Origin of the sequence: Haloprofundus salilacus (genome assembly GCF_020150815.1) — an archaeon.
GTDB lineage: Archaea > Halobacteriota > Halobacteria > Halobacteriales > Haloferacaceae > Haloprofundus > Haloprofundus salilacus.
The window spans coordinates 2730740-2754105 of the sequence record NZ_CP083723.1; the positions used below are offsets into that span (position 1 = coordinate 2730740).

A 23366-nucleotide genomic window follows, 5' to 3' on the forward strand; every position below is an offset into this window, starting at 1 on the left:
CGTTACCCGACAGTGGTTATGCATTGCGGGCGCGATGTCGTGCGACTTCCGCGATACCGGCGTTCGCCGAGCAAGCTGGACAGGCCATCAGACGCCCGTACTCGTCGGCAAACACCCGCGCGAAACGCTCGGACACGTGCGACCCGCAGTGGTCGCAGGTTGGCATTGTTCGGGTCCGGCATCCACCAGTCAGCCGGTGCCTCGCTGTACGTGACCGAGGCACATGAAGGTGTTGCGCACGTGCGCGCGGCCGACGAAGTCGAACCCTACGCCTCGCGAGCGCCACCGACAGCTCGCGCGATGAGACCGGCCTGCGCACCCGCGACGAACCCGGCATCGACGTTGACGACTGAGAGCACCGAACACGACTGGAGCATTCCCGCGAGCGCCGCCTCGCCCTCGCCGCCGAAGCCGTAGCCGACGGAGACGGGCAGCGCGATGACGGGCGCGTCGACCATCCCGGCAACGACGGTCGGGAGCGCCCCCTCGCGCCCGGCGGCGACGACGAGTACGTCGGCCGCGCGGAGTGCCTCGCGCTGATCGAGCACGCGGTCGATGTTGGCGACACCCACGTCTTCGATGCGGTCGACCGTCGCACCCATCTCCCGGAGCACCGTAGTCGCCTCGCCCGCGGCGGCGGCGTCGGAGGTTCCGGCGGTGACGACGGCCACCGTAGCGTCGAGCGACGGCCGCTCGTGGTCGGGCGTGCGCACGACGAGCGTCCGCGCGCGGTCGTCGGCGTCGACAATCGCGTCGGGGTACGCCTCCTCGACACGCGCGCAGACGGCCGCGACGTCCGCCTCGTCGGTTCGCGTGACGAGCGCTCGACCCGTAGTTTCGAGTGCCGTGAGCGCAAGAGACGCCGTCTCGTCGGGAGTCTTGCCGTCGGCGAGAATCGCCTCCGGCACGCCGCGTCGGTGCTCGCGGGCGGCGTCGAACCGCCCCGCGTCGGTACTGGCGTATCCGGACAATCGAGCCTCGGCCGCCGCCGGGGAGAGCTTCCCCGAGGCGACGGCTTCCAAAATGTCTCGCATGGCAGACGCTCGGCCCGCAGGGCACTCGTAGCTGTCGTTTCCGGTCCATCGACCCCGGAGTACTTAAATCCAACGGCGGATATGGACGCGAACACCCGCGAGGGGGGCTGACGGTGCGATTTGGGAAATCTTATTAATAAGGCCCCGGTAGCCTCGCCTGCATGGCAGACCTTATCGTCAAGGCAGCTGTTAAAGAAGCGCTCGATGACAAAAACGTCGCGTCGGACTTCTACGACGCGCTCGACGAGGAAGTCAAGGAGCTTCTCGACGACGCCGCCCGTCGCGCCGAGGCGAACGACCGAAAGACGGTCCAGCCGCGCGACCTCTAAGCCGGCGATCAACCCACAATTTTTTCGCGACTACAGCTGCCAGCGACAGCGTTCGCGGCCGAAATCGGCTAAACGGGGAGTGACTACGATGTCTCGACTCGCACGCTGTCCTCGGTGCCGACGTGTATCTCGTCGGCGAGTCCGACGAACAGGCCGTGTTCGACGACGCCCGGCACCGCCGAGAGCGTCCGCGACAGCGCCGCGCTATCCTGCACCTCGCCGAAGTCGCAGTCCAGTACCAGATTGCCGTTGTCGGTGACGACCGGCCCGTCCTTGCGGTCGGCCTCGCGGAGCGTCGGCTCGCCGCCGGCGTCGGCGACGGCGGCGGCGACCGTCGACCGCGCGTCGGGCAGTACCTCGACCGGAACCGGGTGTGAGAGCGTCTCGACGACTTTCGAAGGGTCGGCGACGACGACGAATCGGTCGGCGAACGCGTCGACCACCTTCTCGCGGGCGTGTGCCGCGCCGCCGCCCTTCACGAGGTCGAACCCTGCGACCTGGTCCGCGCCGTCGATGGCGAGGTCCACGGCGTCCACGTCGTCGAGCGTGACGAGCGGCACGCCGACCTCGCGGGCGAGCTCCCGCGAAGCGAACGACGTCGGTACGCCGCGCACGTCGAGTCCGGCGTCTACCTTCCGGCCGAGCGCGCGAATCGCGTGCGCCGCGGTGCTCCCCGTACCGAGACCGACGACCATCCCGTCGGTCACGAGGTCGGCCGCACTCTCGCCCGCGCGTCGCTTCGCCTCGTCGCTCCCGCCCGTCGTCTTCATGGGTGAGGCTTCGGCGACGGCAGCAAAAACGCTCCGGGGTTCGGTGCCAACGAATGTAGCTCGTTGGAGTGAGTTGCACGTAACAAACACTCCGGAAGGGGAGTCAGTCTTCGATACCGACAAGTAGTCAACCGTCTGACCTATATGGCCGGGCGCGAAAACACGGCTGGACAGTCAATGACCGACATCAGGACCGGATTCGTCACGCAGACACACACGGGCGACGTGACTGCCTCCGAAGCCGTCGAACAGGCCGACACGTTCGGCTTCGACTTTCTCGAACTGTACATGGACGGCGCGACCGAGCGCCGCAGACTGGACCGCGAATCGTTCGTCGACGCCGTCGAAGACGCAGACCTCGCTTTACTCGTCCACCTGCCGTTCGTCGACTTGGACCTCGGAACTCCGCGCGACGACGTTCGGGACGCCGCGCTGGCGGAACACCGCGCGTGTCTCGACGCGGCCGCGGAGATGGGCGCGGAGAAGGCCGTCCTCCACGCGAGTACGCACGCGACGTACCCCGAGTGGGACGCCGAGACGACCCACCCGCGGATGCTCGACGCGGTGCGCCAGTTGGACGACCACGGCGGAGAAGTTGGCGTCGAGGTGTGCGTCGAGAACCTCCCGGGCGTCTCGTTCACCGTCCACGAGTTCGACCGCGTCTTCGAGGAGACCGACGCGTCGATGACGTTCGACACGGGCCACGCCCGCGTCGACGGGATGGACGCCGATGCGTCAGCGGCCTTTTTAGACGACCACCGCGACCGCGTCTCGCACGTTCACGTCAACGACGCCCGCGGCGCGAAGGACGAACACGTCCCGACCGGGTCGGGCACCACGGAGTTCGAGGCGATTCTCGCGCCGCTTCTCGACGACTGGACGGGAACCGTCTCCGCGGAAGTGTACACGTTCGACGCCGACTACCTCGAACTCAGCAAACGAAAACTGGACGAGGTTCTCGCCTGAGAATGCGGGACGAGGGGTCGCCGCCCGAGGGAGTAGCGGGCGGACGCGACGCATTCGAGACGAGCGAAGCCGACGAGTGCGGCGACGCCGACGAGCGCGACGAGGCTGAAGAGTGCGGCGGGACTGGCGAAACGAGCGTAATCGACGAAACGAGCGATGAACGGGCCGGGAGTCGGACGGACAGTCGGAGTCGCCCCCGGCGGTTGCTCTACTACGTCTCGTTGTTCTTCGAGGCGGTCGCCGTCGCCGTCGTCGGTGCGGTCACGCGGCGCGTCGGCCGCGACGACTCGCTGTGGGTGTTCGGCGCGCGCGGCGGTACCGACTTCTGCGAGAACAGCAAGTATCTCTACCTCTCGGTCGCTGCCGACAAACCCGACGTGCGGCCCGTCTGGGTGACCAAAAATCGAGCGATCGTCCGCGAACTCCAGGCGCACGGTTACGAGGCGTACCACGCGTTCTCGCCGCGCGGTATCTGGCTGCAACTCCGCGCCGGAACCGTCTTTCTGACCCACAACCTCAAGGACGTGAACCGCTTCGCCGTCGGCGGCGCGACGCTCGTGATGCTGTGGCACGGCGTCCCACTGAAGCGCATCTCGTGGGACGCCGAACTGGCCGAACGCCCCCGACCCGTGCAGGCGCTCTCGCGCTACCTCTACGACCAGTACGACCTCGTCTCGCTCACCGGGTCGGGCGCGCGCGAGGCGTTTCGGACGGGATTCGGTCTCCCCGACGACAGACTGGTCGTGACGGGCTATCCGCGAACTGACGTGTTCTTCGAGTCGGTTCCGGGCGCGACGCTCTGCACCGACGAGACGGAGTTGGACCGAATCCGGCGACTCGCCGACGACCACGACGTGTGGCTCTACATGCCGACGTTCCGTGAGGACCCGTCGGCGCAGGCGTCCGAGCACGTCGACTTCGCGGCGCTCGACGCAGTGTTGGCCGAGCGCGACGCCTACCTCGTCGTCAAGCTCCACCCGAAGGAGCGACTGGACGCCGATCTCTCGGCGTTCGACCGCCTGCTCGAACTCCCCGCAGGCGTCGACGTGTATCCACTCCTGCCGGCGACGGACGGCCTGATTACCGACTACTCGTCGGTGCTGTTCGACTACCTGCTGCTCGACAGGCCGGTGATTCGATACGCGTACGACCTGGAGGTGTACCGCGCCGAGCGGGGGTTCTACTATGACTACGAGGAACTGTCGCCCGGCCCGACCGCGCGGGAGTTCGACGAACTACTCGACGCGCTGGCGACGGCGCTCGACGGCGACGACGACCACGCGGCCGAGCGTCGCGCCGTTCGCGACCGGTTCTTCGACGAGAACGGCGGCGGCTACGCTGACGCGGTGTACGAGGCGGTGAGAGAGCTACGTGGCTGACAGTCGACCGAAAGATAGAGAACAGCGTGCGAATGAGACCGGGTGTGAACCGGGATGGCGGGTCGTGGCGGCCGAAACGCTCCGGAGATATATTGTTATCTAGTAGAGGTATGTATATGAACGGAGATAGTTTGATGTACATGACGGTACACACTTCGAACACGAACGCATGGCACAGCTAGCAGGACAGGCAACGACGGTCGAAACGGAGGCTGACGTGTCGCTCATCGCTCACCGCGGGTTCGCGGGCGTCTACCCCGAGAACACGCGGGCGGCGTTCGGGCGCGCGGTCGGCGTCGATGTCGAAGGGACGACGATGACGCCGCAAGCCGACGTCGTCGAACTCGACGTGATGCCGACGGCGACGGGGGAAGTCGTCGTCTTCCACGACACCGAACTCGGCCGTCTGACGAACGCGCCGACGGCGCTGGCCGACCGGAAAGTGTGGGAGACGCCGTACGAGACACTCCGCAGATTTGACGTACTCGGTACGGGCGAGTCGGTGCCGCTGCTCGGCGAGATACTCGACCTGATTCCGCTGGACGTCGGCGTCAACGTCGAGTTAAAGAACCCCGGTGTCGAGGACGTTCACTACGGCGCGCTCGACGCCGGCGAACTCGACGCTCGGTGCGAGGTGTGGGAGCCGTTCGTCGAACGCACGCTCTCGGTTCTGGCCGACCACCCCCACGAGACGCTGGTGTCGTCGTTCCACGAGGGAGCGCTCGCCGCCGTCCGAGAACTGGACGCCTCGGTCCCCATCGCGACGGTGTTCTGGGACGATATCGAAGCGGGCTTTCGCACCGCCAGACGACACGACTGCGAAGTGCTGCACGTCCCGTGGAACATGGTGTACGGCACCGAACTGTTCAACGCCGACTACCACGCCGGACCGTTCGACCCGGTAGATCTCGTCGACATCGCCCACGAGGAGTGCCGTCGGGTCAACGCGTGGACCGTCGAGAGTTGGTATCAGGCGGACCAGCTCCGGCAGGCGGGCGTCGACGGAATCATCGCCGACTACCCGAACCTACTACACTACGGCTCGAAGCGGTCAGAACGCCCGAAGGCGACCGACGCGGCACCGGCGAACCAGCAGCCGAACTCGCCGGACACGTCGGTCCGGTGAATGGTCATCGACGACGTAGGTCGCTATTCGACGACTTACTTCTGCATTTTTAATTCCAACTAGTATTAATCCTCATTTATTGTCCCGGCCGTGGTACACACAGAGAATGACATTTCCGAATAGTGCAGTCATTCTCGCTGCGGGCATCGGTTCTCGACTCCGACCGATCACGCTTCGCAAGCCGAAGTGTAGCGTCACCGTCGACGGCACGCCGATTCTAGAGTACCAACTGCGCGCATACGCCGAGGCGGGTCTCGACGAGGTAGTCGTCGTCGCTGGTTATCTGAGCGAAAAGACGCGGGCGCTGGCCGAGAGCATCGCCGCCGACTACGAGGAGTTCTCGGTCACCGTCGTCGAAAACGAGGTGTACGCCAACACGGACAACATGTACTCGCTGTCGCTCGTCGAACCGCTCCTCGACGGCGAGTCGTTCTTCCTGAGCAACGGCGACGTGGTGTTCGAACCCGAGGTGGTCGAGCAACTAGCGGCCGTCGACGGCGACAGCGCCATCGCCTGCGACACCTCGCTGTTCTCCGAGGAGGCGATGAAGGTGACCGCCGACGAACGCGACTGCATCTCGGGCATCTCGAAGGAGCACACGAGTTCCGAAGCCCACGCGGTCTCCATTGACGTGTATCGGTTCTCCGAGACGTTCTCGGCGGCGTTGTTCGACGAGATAGAGCGCAGCGTCGAACAGCACGGCGAGTACGGCGGGTGGACCGAGCTCGCCATCGACCGACTGCTTCAGAGCGGCCGCTTCGACGTCGAACCCGTTGACATCGCGGGAGCGCGCTGGGTCGAAATCGACAACCTCGACGACCTCGCGGAGGCCGACCGGCGGTTCGCGTCGCTGGGCGACCTCGGCGAGAAGCGGGCGGTCTTCTTCGACCTCGACGGGACCGTCTACCTCGGCGACGAACTCATCGGCGGCGCGGCGGAAGTCGTCGCCGAACTCCGCGAGGCGGGCGTCGACGTGTTCTTCCTCTCGAACAACTCCTCGCGGTGGAAACCGGGCTACGTCGAGAAACTCCGGAAACTGGGCATCTCGGCGACGCCGGAGTCAGTCATCCTCTCGACGGACGGCGTCATCGACTACCTCGAATCGGTCGGCACCGACGAAACGTACGTCGTCGGCACCGAGGCGATGCGCGACGCCCTTCGTGAACGGGGGTTCGCCGCCGAGTCCGATGACCCGACGCACGTCGTCGTCGGCTTCGACACCGAACTCACCTACGAGAAAGTTCGCCGCGCGACGCTCGCGATCAACAACGGGGCCGAGTTCATACTCGCACACCCGGACGCGGTCTGTCCGACCGACGAGGGACCGATTCCCGACTGCGGTTCCATCGGCGCGCTGGTCGAGACGGCCGTCGGTCGCCCGCCGGCGCACGTCTTCGGCAAACCCAGTCCACAGATGCTCCTCCCGACGATGGAGGAGTACGGCTACGAACCCGAAGACGTGGTCGTCGTCGGCGACCGACTCGAAACCGAGCTCAGGATGGCCGACCGAATCGGCTGCGAGTCCGTCTGCCTGCTCACCGGCGACGCGGACCGCGCCGACGTCGAGGCAAGTGACATCGTCCCGTCGTTGGTCGCGCCGTCGATAGCGACGCTCTCGGAGTTCCTCTGAGGACTCGGCTCGTACCTGTAACGCTTTGGACGCCGGGTCCGTACCCTCGGTATGTCACGAACGGTCGTCATCGCCGGTGTCGGTCCCGGTCTCGGCGCGTCGGTCGCCAGACGCTTCGTCGACGAGGGCTGTCGAGTCGCGTTGTTCGCGCGGAGCGAGTCGTACATCGACGACCTCGCCGAAGAACTGAACGACGACGACGGGGACAACGGGGGCGAGGCGCTCGCAGTTCCGACGGATCTCGCTGACCCCGAATCGATAGAATCGGGGTTCGAGACCGTCCGGGAGGCGTTCGGTCCCGTCGACGTGCTCGTCAACCACGCCAGCGGCGGGTCGTGGAAAGGGCTGCTCGAACTCTCACTCGAGGAGTTCGAGCGGGCGCTCGACGTAAGCGCCCGCGGCGCGTTCCTCTGCTCGCAGGAGGCAGTCGGGGACATGCTCGACGGCGACGGCGGAACGGTCATCTTCACGGGCGCGACGTCGGCAGTTCGGGGTCGCGGCGGCGCGCTCGCGTTCTCGTCGGCGAAGTTCGCCGCCCGCGGGATGGCACAGTCGATGGCCAGAGAACTCGGACCGCGGGGGATTCACGTCGCACACGTCGTCATCGACGGCGGGATTCTGCCCCCGACTCGCGAAGTCGAGAGTCCCGAAAAGTATCTCGACCCCGACGCCATCACCGACAGCTACTGGCACCTCGTCGAACAGGACGAGAGCGCGTGGACGCTCGAACTCGACTTACGCCCGCACGTCGAGGAGTTCTAGCGCGTCGCGGGGTCGTTCAGCGCGGTTCGCCGGTGCTCGTGACCAGGGACGTGCCGATACTCGGCTCTGTGAGCGAACCGGAGTTCACGAAACAGATCCCGGCAGGACGCTCCGACCAACCCGAAGACGTCACCGACGTGGCGCTCTACCTCGCCAGCGACCTCTCGAACTCCGTCACCGCCGAGTCCATCGTCGTCGACGGCGGCCTGTCGAACACGCAGTGAGAATCGGCGGGGAAATTACACGGGTGGCGACCGAACGTGCCACCATGCTCGGTCGAACGAGGAGCGAAGTGGAGATCGCCGTCTCGTGGCTGCTGGTCGCCGCTCTGGTCGCGGTGGGCGTCGTGGGGCTCAGAAGCGGCGCGGACGCGACGACGACGTTCGCGTTCCTCTCGGCGCTGTTGGCCGCCGCTCCGGCGCTCCTCACTCGGGAGCGACGCGCAACACTTCCGTGGAGCGTCGTCGGACTGGCGGTCGTCGCGGCAGTCGGACAGCGGTTCACGCCGTTCGACGTCGTCTCGACGTATCTCTGGGTCGTCGCCGTGACGCTCATCCTCGTCGTCGATCTGGAGGCGTTCACCGAAGTGGAGATGTCGCCGCGGTTCTCGGCGGCGTTCGTCGCCACGACGACGATGGCAGTCGGCGCCGTCTGGACGGTGCTACGCTGGGCCTCGGACGCATTCTTCGGAACGTCGTACCTCGGCGGTGTCGACCCCGTAATGTGGGAACTCGTCGGCGCGACGGCCGTCGGCGTCATCGTCGGCGTCGTCTTCGAGTACGGCTTTCACGAGGCCGTCGACGAGGGCGTCGAGCGTCGCCTCGGCGGTGGTGAACGCCGATGACGGTGCTCACGGAGCGTCTCGGCATCCCGCCGGCCTACCAGCGCGGCACGGCGCGGCTGATGCAGGTCGTTTTGCTCGGTATCGCCGTATACGGGGTCGTCAGAGGACAGTTCGGACTCGTCGTCAACGGAACGCTTCCGCTCCTCATCACCTTTCTTCCGGGAGTACTGCGCCGCGACTACGGCTTGCCGATGAACGCTGGGTTGACGCTGTGGGTGACGACAGCGGTGTTCCTCCACACGCTCGGGATGATCGGCTTGTACGACGCCTTCGGCTGGTACGACCAACTGACGCACGTGCTCTCCGGCAGCGTCGTCGCCGGGTCCGGCTACGCGGTCACGCGGGCGCTCGAACTCCACTCCGACGAGGTTGAGTTCCCCGAGGAGTTCGTCTACGTCTACATGTTCATCTTCGTACTCGCGTTCGGCGTTTTATGGGAGATAATGGAGTTCTCGACGGAGGTGGCGGCGCGGGTGTTCGGCGGGCAGGCGTACCTGGCGATTCACGGCGTCCGCGACATCGCGCTGGATTTCGCCTCGAACGGCGCCGGGGCGGTGGTCGTCGCCCTGCTCGTCCGCGAGGTCAGAACTCGATTCCCGGCGGCGCTGGCCCGCGAGATGGACGAGTGAGAATCGAGATACGGCTGGAAGGCTCAGTCGAGACGGTCCAAGACAGCGTCGGGGTCGTACGAGAGCGTCAGCGTCCGCGAGCGGCCGCGTCCCTCGACGTTGGCGTAACTCGCCTCGATGACGCCGAGTTGGTCGAGTTTGTTGATTATCTCCGAGTAGCGCGTGTAGCCGAGTCCGGTGTCGGCGTGGAACGCCTCGAACACCTCGCCCGCCTGCTCGCCGTTGTGTTCGGCGAGCACCTCGACGAGCGCGCGCTCGGAGTCCGAGAGTCCGCGCAGACTGCGCGAAAGGTGAACGTACTTCGACTTGTCGTAGGCCTGCTCGACATCGTCGAGGGTGACCGTCCGACTGGCGCGCATCTCGGCGTTCAACCCCGCGCGGCGGAGTAAGTCGATGCCGACGCGCAGGTCACCGCTCTCAGCGGTGAGTTCCGCGACGCGGTCGAGCTCGGGGTCGCCGATGACGCCGTCGTGGAAGCCGAGACGGACGCGCTCGCGGAGGATGTCGACGATTTCGTCGATGTCGTAGACGGGGAAGTACACCTCTTCGGGCCGGAAGACGCTCTGGACGCGCGTGTCCAGCTCGTCCATGATGTCGAGCGAGAGATCCGAAGAGATGATGATGACGCCGATCCGGGCGCCGCTGTGCGCCTCGTGCGCGCGGAGCAGCGAGTACAGCGTGTCGGACGCCTCGTTCTCGTAGAACAGGTAGTTCACGTCGTCGAGCGTGACGACGAGCACGTCGTCCTCCTCGACCAGTCGGTCGGTGATCTGTCCGAAGAGTTTCTTGAAAGAGATTCCCGACGACGGGGGTTCGTACTCGAAGATGCTCTCGAAGAGGCGCGAGAAGACGGCGTAGCGCGTCGAGTCCACCTGACAGTTGACCCGAACAGTTCGCACGTCCGTCTGGCCGCGGAGCTCGCCGAACAGTTTCTGGACGGCCGTCGTCTTCCCGGTTCCCGGCGGGCCGCGAACCATCGTGTTAAGCGGGCGCGCGCCACGAACGGCCGGACGAAGCGCGTACTGCAGGCTCTGCAGTTGGCTCTCGCGGTGGTGGAACGTCTCTGGAACGTAATCGATCTCGAAGACGTGTTCGTCCCGGAACACCGTCTCGTCCCACGAGAGCATCCCCCCGTCGGGGTCGTCAGCCATCACTTTCACCACGCTTCGGCGGCTACTTAACCGTTTGCCAACCCCGGAGTGAAAGTGAAACTGGCCGCGACCCACCTCGAAAGCGGCTTCGACGACAGTTAGCCGAAAGAGAATGTCAGGCCGTCGGTCAGAACTTCTCCAGCAGACGCGCGTAGAATCCGCGCCGGGACACCGCTTCATCGCCGCGGCCGTTCGCCCGTTCGGCGTCGTCTCGGGCCTCGCCGGCCAACTTCTCGACGATGAGTTCGGGTGTCGAGCGCGCGAGGTGGCCTTTGACGGGCGAGCGGTTCACCCGGAGTTCGCCGTCGACGAGACCCACGGCTTCGATACCGTCGACGGCGACAGCGAAGTCGGCCGCTTCGCGGATCTCGTCGGCGAGGTGGGAGACGAACACGCCCGTCGTCCCCTGTTCGTCGAGCGCCTCCAGAATCCCGGCGATGATTCGGGCGCTCGCGCCGGGTTCAGTGATGCTCTCCAGTTCGTCGACGAGGACGAGGCGGCCGGACGCGCCGTGGGTGAGCGTCGCGAACTCGCGGAGCGTGCTCTCGAACGCGCCCGCGTCGAGCGTCCCCTGACTCTTCGCGTAGTAGTGCAGTTCGGAGACGCGTTCGAGGCGGGCACGCTCGGCCGGGACGGGAAGCCCCATCTGCCCGAGGATGACGATAACGGCGACCAGGTCGAGCGTCGACGTTTTCCCGCCGCTGTTGACGCCCGACAGCAACGTTACCCCGGAGACGCCGTAGTCGACGGGGTCGACTGCCTCGAACGGTACGTCCAGCAGGGGAGAACGGCCGCCCTCGAATTCGAACCCCGTCCCTCCAAATTTGGGGAGCACGCAGTCGAAGTCGTCGGCGAATCGGGCGACGGCGAGTTCCACGTCGAGTTCCAGCGCGTCGGCGACGAGCGTCTCGACGGGCTCTCTGAGCGCCGCGAGGTCGTCGGCGAGATCGGCTTTCAGCGTCGCTGCGCGCCGGTCGCGACCGGCTTTCAGTTCGGTTCGGAGGCGGGAGACGGCCTCCTCGTTGTGGCCGACCGGGAACGTGGGGTCGCCGCCGAAGACGCGTTCGGCGAGGTCGTACTCGCCTTCCTCCAGCGAGAGCGCGTCCGCGAGGTGTTCTCGGGCCGTCTCGACGGCGGTGTCGTACTCGTCGGCGAGTTCGCGCGAGAGGAGGCTGTCGACGCGCGCGCCCTGTTCGACCAGTGAGAGGAAGTCCTGGCCCTGGATGGTCACGTCCTGCTCGCTGATGGCGTTTCTGAGGTGATCGTTGGCCGCGGACTCGGCGGTCGAAACGGCGGCGTCGAGGTCGTCGACGGCGGCGGTCAGGCGGTCGAGTTCCTCGTCGCCGACGAGTTCGCCGCTCTCGTCGACGCGCGCCAGCGCGTCGCGGAGGTCGCCGGGCGGACAGGCCGGGTCGAGTCCGGCGGCCTCGTGGACCGCGACGGCCGCGAGCAGTCGCTCGCGGTTGGCGGCGAAGAAGGCCAAGAGGCGCTCGGGCACTATCTCCTCGGGGTGGTCGGCTGCGTCCGGGCGGACACGCACGTCGCCGTCGACGTCGACGCCCGCGAACGCCTCGTCGAGGGCGACGACTGTCGAGTACGATCGGGCGAGTTCGGCCAACCCCTGGGCGTCCTCGACGATTTCGACCGACAGTTCCGGAAACGCCGCTTTCGCCTCCGCGTACCGCTCGGCGTCGACCGTCGCGAGACAGCGCTCGCGGACCCGGAGGTTCGGCGGCGAACGGAGCGCCTCCACGTCGGCGAGGGCGTCGAGGACCGCCGGGTCGGTGGTGCGTTCGAGCGCCGACTCGACGAACGTGCGAACTTCCTCGATTCGCGACTCGGAGGCGGTCGGAAACAGCGTTTCGAGTCGCTTCTCTGCGTACTTTGTGACTGCGCGGTCTTGGAGCAGGCCGAGCACGTCGCGGTAAAGTTCGCGGGCGCGATCGGTCGCGAGAAAGTCGCCGTCGTCGCCGTGTTCCGCCTGGATGGCCGCCCGCGCGATGGCCGCTGCGCGACCCTCCGTGATTCCCGGAGCGCGCGATAGCGCCGCCACGTCGCCGTCTCTGAGCGCCCGCTCGGCGTCGTCGAGCTCGGCGAGCGACGCCGCCGTCTTCTCGCCGACGCCCGGGATGGCCTCGAACTCCATTCGGCCCCGATTACCGCGCCGGGTGATAAAAACGTTCGCGGAGCTACCCAACTCCGAGTGTCGGCGCTCAGTCGTCGCTGAAGTCGGCGTCCTCGAAGTTCTCGTTCGCCAGTTCGTCTACGAGGTCTTCGGTGTCGGATTTCGTCTCCTCATCGATATCGTCGATGGCGCCGACGCCGTGCCCGCCGCTCTTTGCCGTCTGGAGCGCACGCTTGTTCAGATTGCCGTCGGGGTCGACGACCGGGAGTTTGAGGTCGGTGAAGTTCTCCGGCGGAAATCCGGAGGTGGAGAGCAGAAAGTGGTCGGCTATCTCCGAGAGGTCGTCGGTGTCGAAATCGTTCTCCTGCGGCGCGTCCCACTCCTCCTCTGTCGTCCCCGAGAACTCTGGTTCGTGTAGCTCGTAGTCGGTCATGACTCCGCGAGAGTAGTCCGCGTCGAGCGTCTTCAGTAGTAGGTCCGCGGACGGGATTCGAGGCTCGTCGCCGACGTGCCGGGGACAACGGGCTTTTGACGTGGCGCGGCCAACGACGGTCATGGACCTCGATGCGAAAGTCGATGCGGTCATCGACGACCTCGCCGACCGCGACGGCGTCGTCGTCGCGTTTTCCGGCGGCGTCGATTCGAGCGTCGTCGCCGCGCTCGCGTACGACGCTCTCGGCGACGACGCGGTCGCCTGCACCGCCAAGAGCGAGACGCTTCCGGCCGAAGAGCTGGACGACTCGGTGCGCGTCGCCGACGAGATCGGCATCCGCCACGAGCTCGTGGAGTTCTCCGAACTCGACAACCCCGACTTCGTCGCCAACGACGGCGAGCGGTGCTACCACTGCCGGACGATGCGCCTCGGCAAGATGTACGAGACGGCCCGCGACCTCGGCATCGACACCGTCTGCGATGGGACGAACGCCTCCGACCCCGGTGAGGGCCACCGGCCGGGACTGCGCGCAGTGAAAGAACTCGAAGTGTTCTCGCCGCTTCTGGTCCACGACGTGACGAAGGTGGAGGTACGCGAAATCGCCGACCGGTACGGTCTCTCGGTCGCAGAGAAACCGTCGATGGCGTGTCTCTCCTCGCGAATTCCGACCGGACTCGAAGTGACCGAGGAGCGACTGACCCGCGTCGAGAAGGCCGAGCGACTGCTCCGGACGTGGGGCTTCTCGCAGTTCCGCGTCCGCGACCACGACGGTCTCGCGCGCATCGAAGTCGCCGAGTCGGAGTTCGAGCGGGCGCTCGACGCCGACTTCGTCCGCGCGGCGCGCGAGCATCTCTCGGACGTCGGGTTCGACCACGTGACGTTGGACCTCCACGGCTACGCCACGGGGAGCGTCAGTCCGGCGAACGACGCGTACGGCGAAAGTGGTGGGGACGACGAGGACGGCGCGGACGAACCGGTCGTCGCCGACGTGTTCGCACAGGAGTACCCCGTCGGCGAGGACGACTGAGTCAGTAGCGTCGTCAAGCACGGTCACGCATCGTCGAGCCGAAGGTCGTCGTCGCACGACCGAAACTGAGGTTCTCCGGATCGAGGTACCGCCGCGAGAAGGTCGCCTCCTCGTTACAGACAGTAGTTCCGACGCTCGCGGGGTTGAACTGCGCGAAGCGAGTAGGTGCCTCGCATGAAACAAACCGAGGCAATAGAAGTCGACGCGCCGCCGAAAGCCGTGTGGCGCGTGCTTACCAACTTCGACGAGTACGAGGCGTGGAACCCGGCGCTCAGCATCGACGGGCGACCGAAGCAGGGTTCGAAGCTCTCGGTGAAGCTTCACCCGAAAGGCATCTCGCCGATGCAGTTCCACGCGAAAGTGACCGCGGTGAAACCCAATCGACGCATCCACTGGCGGGCACGCTCGCCGATTCCCGGCGCGTACGCCGTCGACCACGAGTTCAGGCTGAAGCCGCTCTCGCCAGGACGGACACGTCTCGAACAGACAGCGAACGTCCGGGGCGCGGCGACGGCGGTGCTCCCCGAACGCGGCGCGCTCGACGACGGGTTACGCGGGATGAACGACGCGCTCAAGCGGCGCGCGGAGTCGCAGTCGAAGTAAGGCAGAGAAGGCCGAGATGTCGAAAAAGCGTCCGGGCGGGACAGGGGTGTCAGTTGCCGGTCCAGCGAAGCAGCGCCAGCGTCCCCTCGAAGAGGAATATCATCGTGACGGCGACGATGATCGGTGCCATCCCCGTCGGGTCCGGCGTCGCGATGAAGGAGATACCGGCGAACGCGCCCCAAAAGAGGAGGCGCTTGTCCTCCATCCAGAGACGGGTGACGAGGTTCATCATCACCGCGAGCATGATGAACAGCGGAATCTGGAACACGATGGACATGTACGCGGTCAGCAGGACGATGAGGTTGAACGTGTCCTTCAGCGCGAAGGCGACCTCGACGGCCCTCGTCGTGTACACCGTGAAGTAGTCGAAGACGAACGGGAGGACGAGGAAGTGCGAGAACGCCGCGCCGACGACGGCGAGGACGAGACTCGTGGGAATTGCCGCGAGGTAGTAGCGGCGCTCTCGCGGATAGAGACCGGGGCGCATGAACCGGTACGTCTCGTAGACGAAGATGGGGAGGCCGACGATGACGCCCGCGAGTCCGGCCACCTTCAGTTCCGTGAGGATGAGTTCGAGCGGTCCGTAGACGTGTGGGCGGTTCTGCGCGGGGTTCGGGATGTACGACCCCCAGAGGTAGTTGACGAGGTCGGCGGCGAACGGGTACGCGACGAGCGTCGCGATGCCGCCGAAGAGGAAGACGACGCCGAGTCGGCGCATCATCTCCTCGATGTGTTCGGTGAGCGGCATCTCCTGGTCCGACGCCGGACCGTCGCCGAAGATGCCGCCGTCGTCGACGTGTTGCTCGTCCGGCGCGGGAGACACGGTGTCGTCGGTCTCCGGTGTCGCAACGTCGGCGTCAGCCGTCTCTGATGACTCGACAGTGGAGTCCGTGGACACCTCGGAGAAGCCGGGCGTCGAGTTCGCTTCCTCGCCCATTCATCTCCACTACGTTCCGGTGACGTTATAGGCCTTTTTCATCTGCGCGTCGCCGAGTCGGTGAGAAAAGATTGATAACCGCGAGAAGGCTTGCTACGGGTATGTCTAGCGCGCTCGACGAGGATACCCGCCAGACGCTCTCGGAGGGGCGGGAAGCGGCCGGCGCGATGTTGCGGTCGGCCCAGAAAGACCTCCAGAAGGTATTCATCGTCTTTCTCATCGGTTTTCTCGGGACGTTCTACGCGCTCCAACTGTGGGTCTGGGAGTTCCTGAAGAACGTCACGGAGGCGCGGATGAATGCCGCGACTGCCGAGAACGTCCGTTTCATCGCGCAGACGCCGTTCGACGTCATCCTCCTGCAGGGGAAGATAAGCATCGTCGCCGGCATAATCGTCGCGCTGCCGATATTCGTCTTCTTCTCGCGCGACGCGCTCCGAGAGCGCGGCGCGTGGCCACAGTCGCCCGTCAGTCTGTGGAAGCTCGTCGTCCTCGGACTGATGGCGGCGGCGCTGTTCTTCGCTGGTCTGGTGTACGGCTACTCGCTGTTCTTCCCGATAATGTTCAAGTTCCTCGCGGGCAACGCCATCTCTGTCGGCTTCGCCCCGCGCTACTCCATCGTGAAGTGGGCGCAGTTTATCTTCCTGCTCACGCTCTCGTTCGGCTTCGCGGCCCAGATGCCGCTGGCTATCACGGGGCTGTCGTACAGCGGTATCGTCCGGTACGAGACGTTCCGCGACAAGTGGCGGCACGCGGTCGTGCTCATCTTCGTTTTCGGCGCGTTCTTCTCGCCACCAGACCCGTTCACCCAGATTATGTGGGCCGTCCCGCTTCTGGTGCTCTACGGCGCGAGCCTCTACCTCGCGAAAGTCGTCGTCACCGCCAAGCGCGGAAGCCAGCAGATAAACCTCCGGCGGACCGTCCGCTCGCAGTGGAACGTCGTCCTCGGGTTCGCGGTACTGTTCGCCGGGACCGTCAACGCGTTCTACAGCTACGGCGGCGTCGACCGGTTGAACCGAGCGCTGGCGTGGCTCGGTAGCAGTTACCGCGTGGTGCCGGTCGCCGAACAGCTCCCGTACGCTGGGGAGACGACGATCCTCGTCTACTCCGCCGTCGCGGGCGCCGTCGGCCTGACTCTCGGCATGCTGTACGGCGTCTACCGCGACATCGAAGCGACCGCCGGATCGCAAGTGGGCGGCCGAGCGGGAGAGCCAGCGGCCATCGACCTCACGGAACTTGACGCGGCGGGCGTCCGCGCGGCCCCGCCGGAGGCGTTCGCCGATCTCACCGAAGACGAGGCGATGGCCCACGCCGGCGCCGCCATCGACAACGACGACAACGCGAAGGCGCAGGCCATCCTCGACCGCTTCGACGAGGCCGAGGCGACCCGCGACGAGGAGCCGGAGAGCCAAGACGGCGTCAGCGTCGTCAACGACGACGTGGGTGACAGAGCGTCGAGAGCCAGCGGCACGCTGTTGGAGGGACTCACCGACGGCGAGCGCGACGAGGACGACATCGGCGGCTACTACAAGGACGTGGCGTTCATCCTCGACAGCCTCCGCTCGCGGTCGTTCCTCATCATCGGTTGGTTCATGCTCGTCCTCGCGGGCACGTTCGCGTGGCTGTACAGCGGGGGTATCGGCGATATCTACGAGGGCTTCCTCTCGCAGATGCCCGCCGCCTTCGACATCGACCAGGTGAACGTCATCACGCTGCACCCCGTGGAGGCGCTCATCTTCGAGGTGAAGTTCTCGACGCTCGTCGCCGTCATCGCGACGCTGCCGCTCCTGGCGTACTTCGCGTGGCCCGCCCTCCGCGACCGGAACCTCGTCCGCGGCCACCGCAGCGTCATCTTCGGCTGGGCCGGCGTGCTCCTCGCCGGCCTCCTCGGCGGTCTCTACCTCGGGTACAACTACATCGCCCCGGCAGTCATCTCGTATCTGGCCGCCGACGCGCTGGCGGCGAACGTCGTCATCAGCTACCAGATCACGGATTTCTTCTGGCTCATCTTCTTCACCACCGCCGGTATCGGCATCCTCGCGGACATCCCGGTGTTGATGGTGTTGCTCAACACCATCGGTCTCTCGTACCGCCGGATGCGCGGGCGCTGGCGGGAGGTCACCGTCGGACTTCTCACCGTCGCGGCGCTGTTCACCCCGGCGGACATCATCACGATGTTCATGGTAACGATTCCGCTGATGGTCGCCTACGGCATCGGCATCGCCCTGCTGTTCGTGCTGACGCTCGGCGGGCGGCGCGACCTCGCCCCCGCACCCGGAACGAGCGACGCCTGAGCGGGGATCGACGCCCAAGGAGCCCCGAGACGCCCGAAGCGGCCCCGAACGCCTTCGGGGGTCGACGCCGAGTCTCCCGAGAGGCGGTGACGAAACTGGCCGCCGCTGTCCGATTCTGTCGACGAGCGGTCGGCGAAACTGTAACACGTAAGTGGCCGCCTTCGATATGGCGGGTATGGCCAAGATAAGCGTCGAGGTTCCCGACGAGTTGCTCGCGGACCTCGACGAACACGTCGGCGACGACAGGAAGTTCGTCAACCGCAGCGACGCCATCCGGGCGTCGATTCGCAAGACACTGGACCTCCTCGACGAGATAGACGACCGGCACGGCCGGTTGGAGGACGAGAAAACCGACGCGTCGGCGAGCGACGAGACGAGGAACGACCGTGCGTGAGTCGCGCCTCGCGACGGGCGAAGTCGCGCTCGTCGGCCTGTTCGTCACGGCGCTCGTCACTGCGCAGTTGACCGCGGCGAAACTGCTCGCGTTCGACCTCCCGGCGTCGCTGCCGGTCGTCGGCGACAGCCTCGCGCTCCCCGGCGCGGCGCTGGCGTACGCGCTGACGTTCTTCGCCTCCGACTGCTACTCGGAACTCTACGGACGGGAGGCGGCCCAGCGGATGGTGAACGTCGGCTTCGCGATGAACCTCGTCGTGCTCGCGCTTCTCGCCGGCACCATCGCCGCACCCGCGCTCGACCCCGCGTTCGGCGGCCAGTTCGCGGCCGTACTCGCCCCGAGCGCGAACATCGTCCTCGGCAGCCTCGTCGCATACCTCGTGAGCCAGAACTGGGACGTGATCGTGTTCCACCGTATCCGCGAGGCGACCAGCGGCGACCACCTCTGGTTTCGCAACGTCACGTCGACGGCGACGAGTCAGGCGCTCGACACCGTGTTGTTCGTCACTGTCGGCTTCCTCGTCGCCCCGGCGGTGCTGGGCATCGGCGAGGCAACTCCCGTGCCCGTCGTAATCTCGCTCGTCGTCGGTCAGTACATCCTGAAACTGCTCATCGCCGTGGCGGACACGCCGTTCGTCTACGCCGTTGTCGGACTTCTCCGGCAGTCTACGGACGGCGACCGAGATCAGGTGTCGGCGTAGAGACGCGCAAAGACGAACGCGTCGCCACCCGAGACTATCTCACGGGACGGAGTCGACACTTATCATTGATAGTGGCTAACGGGAGTCATGGAGAGTACGCGTCGTATTCGACTCACAGAGAGCGACTGGATGGAGGGCGGCATCCACTGTCCGAACTGCAACCAGTATCTGTCGTTCGGCGACGTCGTCGCTGTCGGCCGGTGCCACGGGCGGGCCCGGCCAGGTAAAACGTGTCGCACCGAGTTGGCGCTGGACCTCGTCCTGCAGTGAGCGGCTGACGCACCGGAGGACGACCCGGACGAGCTACGCGCCGTCAGTCGATTCGCTCGGCGAAGCCGAATTTCGGCTTGACGTCGGTGACGCGGACGCGGACCGTCTCGCCCTCCTCGGCGCCGGCGACAAACAGGGTGAACCCCTCAACTCGGGCGATGCCGTCGCCCTCGTTCCCGACGTCGGTGATTTCCACGTCGAGTTCGTCGCCGACGCCGACGGGCGCGGTGATGCGACCCTTGGCGACGAGGTAGAGTTCGGAGGACTGCTTCCGCGAGGCCTCCGGACGAACCTCGCGGACGTACTGGAACTCGGGTTCGATGTCGGCTTTGAGGTCCTGGAGATCCTGCCCGTCGAACACCTTCACGGCGAAGTCGCCGCCGGCGTCGAGCACGTCCATCGCCACCTCGAACGCCTGACGAGCGAGATATACGGAGCGGGCGTGGTCGAGCGAGTACTCGCCGGTCATGTTCGGCGCCATGTCCGAGAGGACGACATCCGCGCCGTCCTCGCCGACGATCTCGAGCAATTTTTCCTTCGTCTCCGCCTCAGTCATGTCGCCGCGAATCGTCTCGACGTTGTCGGCGTCCAGCGATTTGATCCGCTGGAGGTCGACACCGACGACCGTCCCCTCGGGACCGACCTCCTCGGCGGCGACCTGCAGCCACCCGCCGGGGGCGGCCCCCAGGTCGACGACCGACGCCCCCCGGTCGAGGAGGTTCGCCGTCTCGTCGAGCTGCTGGAGTTTGTAGGCCGAGCGGGCGCGGTAGCCCTGCTGTTTGGCCTTGTTGTAGTATTCGTCTTTGCGCGCCATTTGCCGGGAGTTGCGCGCGAAGCCGGTAAACGCCTTCGTTCGGGGGCGAGGGAGTCGACGACTCGACTCCTCGGGTTCGACTCCTCGACTACTCGATGCGCAGTTCGTCGTCCTCGGGAACGTCGTCGGCGTTCCATGCGATGGAGAAGTCGACGCGTTCGCGGGTGCCGGCCTCCATCAGCGACGAGTCGGAGTCGACGGCGACGTCAAAGGAGACGGTCTCCGGCGGGTTGATGGTCGCGCTGTCGTTGCCGACGAGGAACGTCACTTTGCGGTAGTCCGTCGCCGAGTGTGGTCGGTCGGAGCCGGTGGCGTCTGCGGCGTCGGCGGTACCGACGGTGTTGACGTCGGCGGTGTCGGTGGCATCCGGCGAATCAGCGGCGTCCGCTGTCTCGTCCGGTGTCGTCGAAACCGTGTCTGTCGGCGGCGTGCGCGTCGACTCGGTGTTCGTCTTCGTTGTCCGCGTATCGGTCGTTCGACCGGTCGTGTCGGGTCCCTGTGCCTCGCCTTCGCGCTGTCGAGCGGTCGTGTCGTCCTTTCGGTCGAGTTCGTCCGCGAACTCGCGGAGATACGCAGCGACCTCCGCACGCGACAGCTGCCGCGACGTTTCGAGTTCCGGCATGGTGTGAATCAGATACCAGAGACAGACAGACAGTTCGATTGCTTGCGTACGCAGGCGCTACTGAAGCGTCTCGGCGACGGTCAGGTGCTCTCGACCGGACCGCACCTTATCGGCCATCTCGTCGTCTCGCGTCGTCTCGACGGCCTCATGCGCGCACGCGCACGCACTAAACCACGGGTATTTTTAATACCCCTCTCGTACGTCGCCACATATGTTTCAGGCCATCGTGAGCGCGTCGACACTCAGGGACGCGCTCGATTCCGTGAGCGTGCTGGTCGACGAGTGCAAAATTCGACTCAACGAGGACGAACTCGCCATCCGGGCCGTCGACCCCGCGAACGTGGGGATGGTCGACCTCTCGCTCGACGCCGCGGCGTTCGAGTCCTACGAGGCCGACGGCGGCGTCATCGGCGTCAACCTCTCTCGGCTGGAGGACATCGCCGGGATGGCGAACTCGGGCGACCTCGTCCACCTCGAACTCGACGAGGAGACGCGAAAGCTCCACATCCAGATAGAGGGCCTCTCCTACACGCTCGCGCTCATCGACCCCGACTCCATCCGACAAGAACCGGACATCCCGGATCTGGACCTCCCGGCGACCATCGTCGTCGAGGGGACCCACCTCGACCGCGGTATCAAAGCCGCCGACATGGTGTCGGACCACATCGGCCTCCGCGTCGACGAGGACGCCGAGACGTTCCACATCGAAGCGCAGGGCGACACCGACGACGTGGACCTCGAACTCGGCCGCGACGACCTCATCGACCTCGCCGCCGGTCCGGCCGATTCGCTGTTCAGCCTCGACTACCTCAAGGACATGAACAAGGCGATTCCCTCCGACGCCGAGGTCACCGTCGAACTCGGCGAGGAGTTCCCGGTGAAGCTTCACTACGAATTCGCTGAGGGTATGGGTCACGTGACGTACATGCTCGCGCCGCGCATCCAGAGCGACTGAGCGCCCGCCTCTCGCCTCTCGCGGTTTTCTCCTCGTTTCGGCCGTCGCTTCGGTACCGATCACCGCTCATATCTGTTCCCTCTCTCTGATCTATCACCTCTCATCCACTACCCCTCTCACCAGTCGCCACCCTCATCTGTCACTACCCTCGCCACCGTCGGTTTCGCTCGGCGGGAGCGGGCCTTCTGCCGCGTCAACGTCTGCCGACGCGTCGAATCTCCTCCGGGCGATACCCAGGAGTATCGCCAGAATCGGCAGCACAAGCAGCGCGCCCGCGACGAACGGCGACCAGTAAGTGAAGACGTACAGCGCCGCCATCGCGGGCGGACCGACGGTGCGGCCCAAGCTCCCGGCCCCCTGCGTGACGCCGAACGCACTTCCTTGGGTCTCTGCACTCGTCGCCTTCGAGACGAGCGTCGTCAGCGCGACGTTCAGCAGACTGTTGCCGAGCGAGAGCAGCGCGAGGACCACGAGTAGGGCTAGGAGCGCCGGTGTGAGATACGCCGGGCCGCCGAGCGCCGGGAGCAGACCGCCGAGTTCGGGCGAGAACGGAATCGCCGCGAGCGCGACGAGCAGAATCACCGCGCCGGCGACGGCGATGGACGAGTCGCGGTAGCGCCGCGAGAGACGCCCGACGAGCAGGCCCTGGTTGAACACGCCCAGCACACCGATGTAGGTGAGCAGGAACGCGGTCTGCGTCTCCTGATAGCCGTAGACGTCGGCCGCGAAGGGGATGAACATCACCTGGATGCCCGAGAAGGCGACGGAGACGAGGAAAAATGCGACGACGAGTCCGCGGAGCCTCGGGTCGCGGAGCGCGTCGGCGAACTGCGAGACAAGCGTCGTTCGCGGGGCGGTGCCGCGGCTCCGTGCCGGTTCTTCGAGGAACGCAGCGGCGAAAGCGAGACTCGTCAGACTGAGTCCGGCGGCGGCGAAACTCGGCAGTGAGAACGGCGTCGCGGGGACGAACGCCGGGAACACGTCCCGGGCGACGGCGACGACAGCGTCGCTGGCGAACAGGCCGCCGATGGCAGGACCGAAGACGAAGCCGAGTGCGAACGACGCGCCGACGAGACCCAGCGCCTCGGCGCGGCGCTCCGCGGGTGTGATGTCGGCGATGTACGCCTGCGCGGCGGCGATGTTTCCGCCCATCGCTCCGGCGACCATCCGGGAGACAAACAGCACAGCAACGCCCGCGGCGACGCCGAACAGCGAGGAGAACTCCGCCGCGAGGCCGAAGATGGTCCACGCGACGGCGCTGCCGGCCAGCGAGAGCATGATGACCGGGCGGCGACCTCGCTGGTCGGAGAGGCGGCCGAGAAACGGCGCGAAGCCGAACTGCATCACCGAGTAGGAGGCGGCGAGCAGGCCGATAAACACGTCGCTGACGCCGAAGCTCCGGACGTAGAACGGCAGAATAGGGATGACCACCCCGAAACCGAGCAGGTCGACGAAGACGACGGCGACGACGGTGGCGAGCGCCCGTCGCGGATTCCGAACGGCGTCTGTCGCCGTCGCTGACCGAGGTGTACTCATTGTGGGGAGAGTGGGTCTCTTCGGGCCTAACTCTATCGT

Annotated in this window: 25 protein-coding genes and 1 pseudogene; 16 read left to right on the forward strand and 10 right to left on the reverse strand. The window is 66.1% G+C overall.

Annotated features, from left to right (window positions below; all coding sequences use genetic code 11):
- Positions 1–16: 16 nt before the first annotated feature.
- Positions 17–166: a DUF7563 family protein gene (locus LAQ58_RS19135; protein ID WP_425490661.1), complete on the reverse strand. Its 150-nt coding sequence runs from the start codon at positions 164–166 to the stop codon at positions 17–19.
- A gap of 100 nt (positions 167–266) precedes the next feature.
- Complete coding sequence (gene larB / locus LAQ58_RS14145) at positions 267–1034, reverse strand: nickel pincer cofactor biosynthesis protein LarB (RefSeq protein WP_224448089.1); 768 nt, start codon at positions 1032–1034, stop codon at positions 267–269.
- 161 nt (positions 1035–1195) lie between these two features.
- Between larB and LAQ58_RS14150 the strand changes: the two genes are divergently transcribed.
- Positions 1196–1363 (forward strand): DUF1931 family protein, encoded by a 168-nt coding sequence (locus LAQ58_RS14150; RefSeq protein ID WP_058583225.1) that lies wholly within the window; start codon positions 1196–1198, stop codon positions 1361–1363.
- 83 nt (positions 1364–1446) lie between these two features.
- Here the strand turns inward: LAQ58_RS14150 and rpiA are convergent, their stop codons facing one another.
- The gene (gene rpiA, locus LAQ58_RS14155; RefSeq protein WP_224448090.1) at positions 1447–2133 is read right to left on the reverse strand and encodes a ribose-5-phosphate isomerase RpiA; all 687 of its coding nucleotides are present in this window, start codon (positions 2131–2133) and stop codon (positions 1447–1449) included.
- Between the two features lie 177 nt (positions 2134–2310).
- Here rpiA and LAQ58_RS14160 point away from each other — a divergent pair, with 177 nt between their 5' ends.
- The 8 genes from LAQ58_RS14160 to LAQ58_RS14195 all read left to right on the forward strand — a co-directional run bounded on the left by LAQ58_RS14160 (position 2311) and on the right by LAQ58_RS14195 (position 9469).
- On the forward strand, positions 2311–3099 hold the full coding sequence (locus tag LAQ58_RS14160) for a sugar phosphate isomerase/epimerase family protein (protein WP_224448091.1): 789 nt from the start codon (positions 2311–2313) through the stop codon (positions 3097–3099).
- A 2-nt stretch (positions 3100–3101) separates the two neighbouring features.
- Complete coding sequence (locus LAQ58_RS14165; protein WP_224448092.1) at positions 3102–4478, forward strand: CDP-glycerol glycerophosphotransferase family protein; 1377 nt, start codon at positions 3102–3104, stop codon at positions 4476–4478.
- 169 nt (positions 4479–4647) lie between these two features.
- Positions 4648–5604: a glycerophosphodiester phosphodiesterase gene (locus tag LAQ58_RS14170; RefSeq protein ID WP_224448093.1), complete on the forward strand. Its 957-nt coding sequence runs from the start codon at positions 4648–4650 to the stop codon at positions 5602–5604.
- A 106-nt stretch (positions 5605–5710) separates the two neighbouring features.
- Complete coding sequence (locus LAQ58_RS14175) at positions 5711–7234, forward strand: HAD-IIA family hydrolase (protein ID WP_224448094.1); 1524 nt, start codon at positions 5711–5713, stop codon at positions 7232–7234.
- Positions 7235–7285: 51 nt separating this feature from the next.
- Complete coding sequence (locus LAQ58_RS14180; RefSeq protein ID WP_224448095.1) at positions 7286–7996, forward strand: SDR family NAD(P)-dependent oxidoreductase; 711 nt, start codon at positions 7286–7288, stop codon at positions 7994–7996.
- Between the two features lie 32 nt (positions 7997–8028).
- Positions 8029–8220 (forward strand): SDR family oxidoreductase, encoded by a 192-nt coding sequence (locus LAQ58_RS14185; RefSeq protein ID WP_224448096.1) that lies wholly within the window; start codon positions 8029–8031, stop codon positions 8218–8220.
- A gap of 44 nt (positions 8221–8264) precedes the next feature.
- Positions 8265–8840 carry a hypothetical protein gene (locus tag LAQ58_RS14190; RefSeq protein ID WP_224448097.1) on the forward strand — a complete coding sequence of 192 codons (576 nt, stop codon included), beginning with the start codon at positions 8265–8267 and terminating at the stop codon, positions 8838–8840.
- Positions 8837–9469, forward strand: coding sequence for a DUF2238 domain-containing protein (locus LAQ58_RS14195; protein WP_224448098.1), 633 nt, complete (start codon positions 8837–8839; stop codon positions 9467–9469). The genes LAQ58_RS14190 and LAQ58_RS14195 overlap by 4 nt, the downstream gene beginning before the upstream one ends.
- A gap of 23 nt (positions 9470–9492) precedes the next feature.
- Here the strand turns inward: LAQ58_RS14195 and LAQ58_RS14200 are convergent, their stop codons facing one another.
- From LAQ58_RS14200 to LAQ58_RS14210, 3 genes are all read right to left on the reverse strand, one after another.
- A complete protein-coding gene (locus LAQ58_RS14200; protein ID WP_224448099.1) occupies positions 9493–10620 on the reverse strand; it encodes an ORC1-type DNA replication protein in 1128 nt (375 codons plus the stop codon).
- A gap of 127 nt (positions 10621–10747) precedes the next feature.
- Positions 10748–12766, reverse strand: coding sequence for a MutS-related protein (locus LAQ58_RS14205; protein ID WP_224448100.1), 2019 nt, complete (start codon positions 12764–12766; stop codon positions 10748–10750).
- Between the two features lie 67 nt (positions 12767–12833).
- On the reverse strand, positions 12834–13301 hold the full coding sequence (locus LAQ58_RS14210; protein WP_224448101.1) for a hypothetical protein: 468 nt from the start codon (positions 13299–13301) through the stop codon (positions 12834–12836).
- Between LAQ58_RS14210 and larE the strand changes: the two genes are divergently transcribed.
- Both larE and LAQ58_RS14220 read left to right on the forward strand, forming a co-directional pair.
- The gene (larE, locus tag LAQ58_RS14215; protein ID WP_224448102.1) at positions 13300–14205 is read left to right on the forward strand and encodes an ATP-dependent sacrificial sulfur transferase LarE; all 906 of its coding nucleotides are present in this window, start codon (positions 13300–13302) and stop codon (positions 14203–14205) included. The genes LAQ58_RS14210 and larE overlap by 2 nt on opposite strands.
- A 174-nt stretch (positions 14206–14379) precedes the next feature.
- Entirely contained in the window at positions 14380–14808 is a 429-nt protein-coding gene (locus LAQ58_RS14220) for an SRPBCC domain-containing protein (RefSeq protein WP_224448103.1), read from the forward strand.
- A gap of 49 nt (positions 14809–14857) precedes the next feature.
- On the opposite strand, the pseudogene tatC reads toward LAQ58_RS14220, so the two are convergent.
- Positions 14858–15577, reverse strand: a pseudogene (gene tatC, locus LAQ58_RS14225) (twin-arginine translocase subunit TatC); the annotation flags it as partial.
- Between the two features lie 269 nt (positions 15578–15846).
- Here tatC and LAQ58_RS14230 point away from each other — a divergent pair.
- The 4 genes from LAQ58_RS14230 (at position 15847) to LAQ58_RS14245 (ending at position 19400) form a co-directional block, all read left to right on the forward strand.
- Complete coding sequence (locus tag LAQ58_RS14230) at positions 15847–18036, forward strand: twin-arginine translocase subunit TatC (protein ID WP_224448104.1); 2190 nt, start codon at positions 15847–15849, stop codon at positions 18034–18036.
- A 175-nt stretch (positions 18037–18211) separates the two neighbouring features.
- Complete coding sequence (locus LAQ58_RS14235; protein ID WP_224448105.1) at positions 18212–18430, forward strand: ribbon-helix-helix domain-containing protein; 219 nt, start codon at positions 18212–18214, stop codon at positions 18428–18430.
- Entirely contained in the window at positions 18423–19130 is a 708-nt protein-coding gene (locus LAQ58_RS14240; protein ID WP_224448106.1) for a queuosine precursor transporter, read from the forward strand. Before LAQ58_RS14235 ends, LAQ58_RS14240 begins: the two co-directional genes overlap by 8 nt.
- A gap of 87 nt (positions 19131–19217) precedes the next feature.
- Complete coding sequence (locus LAQ58_RS14245) at positions 19218–19400, forward strand: hypothetical protein (protein ID WP_224448107.1); 183 nt, start codon at positions 19218–19220, stop codon at positions 19398–19400.
- 43 nt (positions 19401–19443) lie between these two features.
- On the opposite strand, the gene LAQ58_RS14250 is transcribed toward LAQ58_RS14245, so the two are convergent.
- Both LAQ58_RS14250 and LAQ58_RS14255 read right to left on the reverse strand, forming a co-directional pair.
- Entirely contained in the window at positions 19444–20214 is a 771-nt protein-coding gene (locus LAQ58_RS14250; RefSeq protein ID WP_224448108.1) for a 23S rRNA (uridine(2552)-2'-O)-methyltransferase, read from the reverse strand.
- Between the two features lie 88 nt (positions 20215–20302).
- Positions 20303–20836: a hypothetical protein gene (locus tag LAQ58_RS14255; RefSeq protein WP_224448109.1), complete on the reverse strand. Its 534-nt coding sequence runs from the start codon at positions 20834–20836 to the stop codon at positions 20303–20305.
- 211 nt (positions 20837–21047) lie between these two features.
- Here LAQ58_RS14255 and LAQ58_RS14260 point away from each other — a divergent pair, with 211 nt between their 5' ends.
- The gene (locus tag LAQ58_RS14260; protein WP_224448110.1) at positions 21048–21791 is read left to right on the forward strand and encodes a DNA polymerase sliding clamp; all 744 of its coding nucleotides are present in this window, start codon (positions 21048–21050) and stop codon (positions 21789–21791) included.
- A 132-nt stretch (positions 21792–21923) separates the two neighbouring features.
- Here LAQ58_RS14260 and LAQ58_RS14265 read toward each other — a convergent pair whose 3' ends face one another.
- Positions 21924–23327 (reverse strand): MFS transporter, encoded by a 1404-nt coding sequence (locus LAQ58_RS14265; RefSeq protein ID WP_224448111.1) that lies wholly within the window; start codon positions 23325–23327, stop codon positions 21924–21926.
- Between the last annotated feature and the right edge of the window lie 39 nt (positions 23328–23366).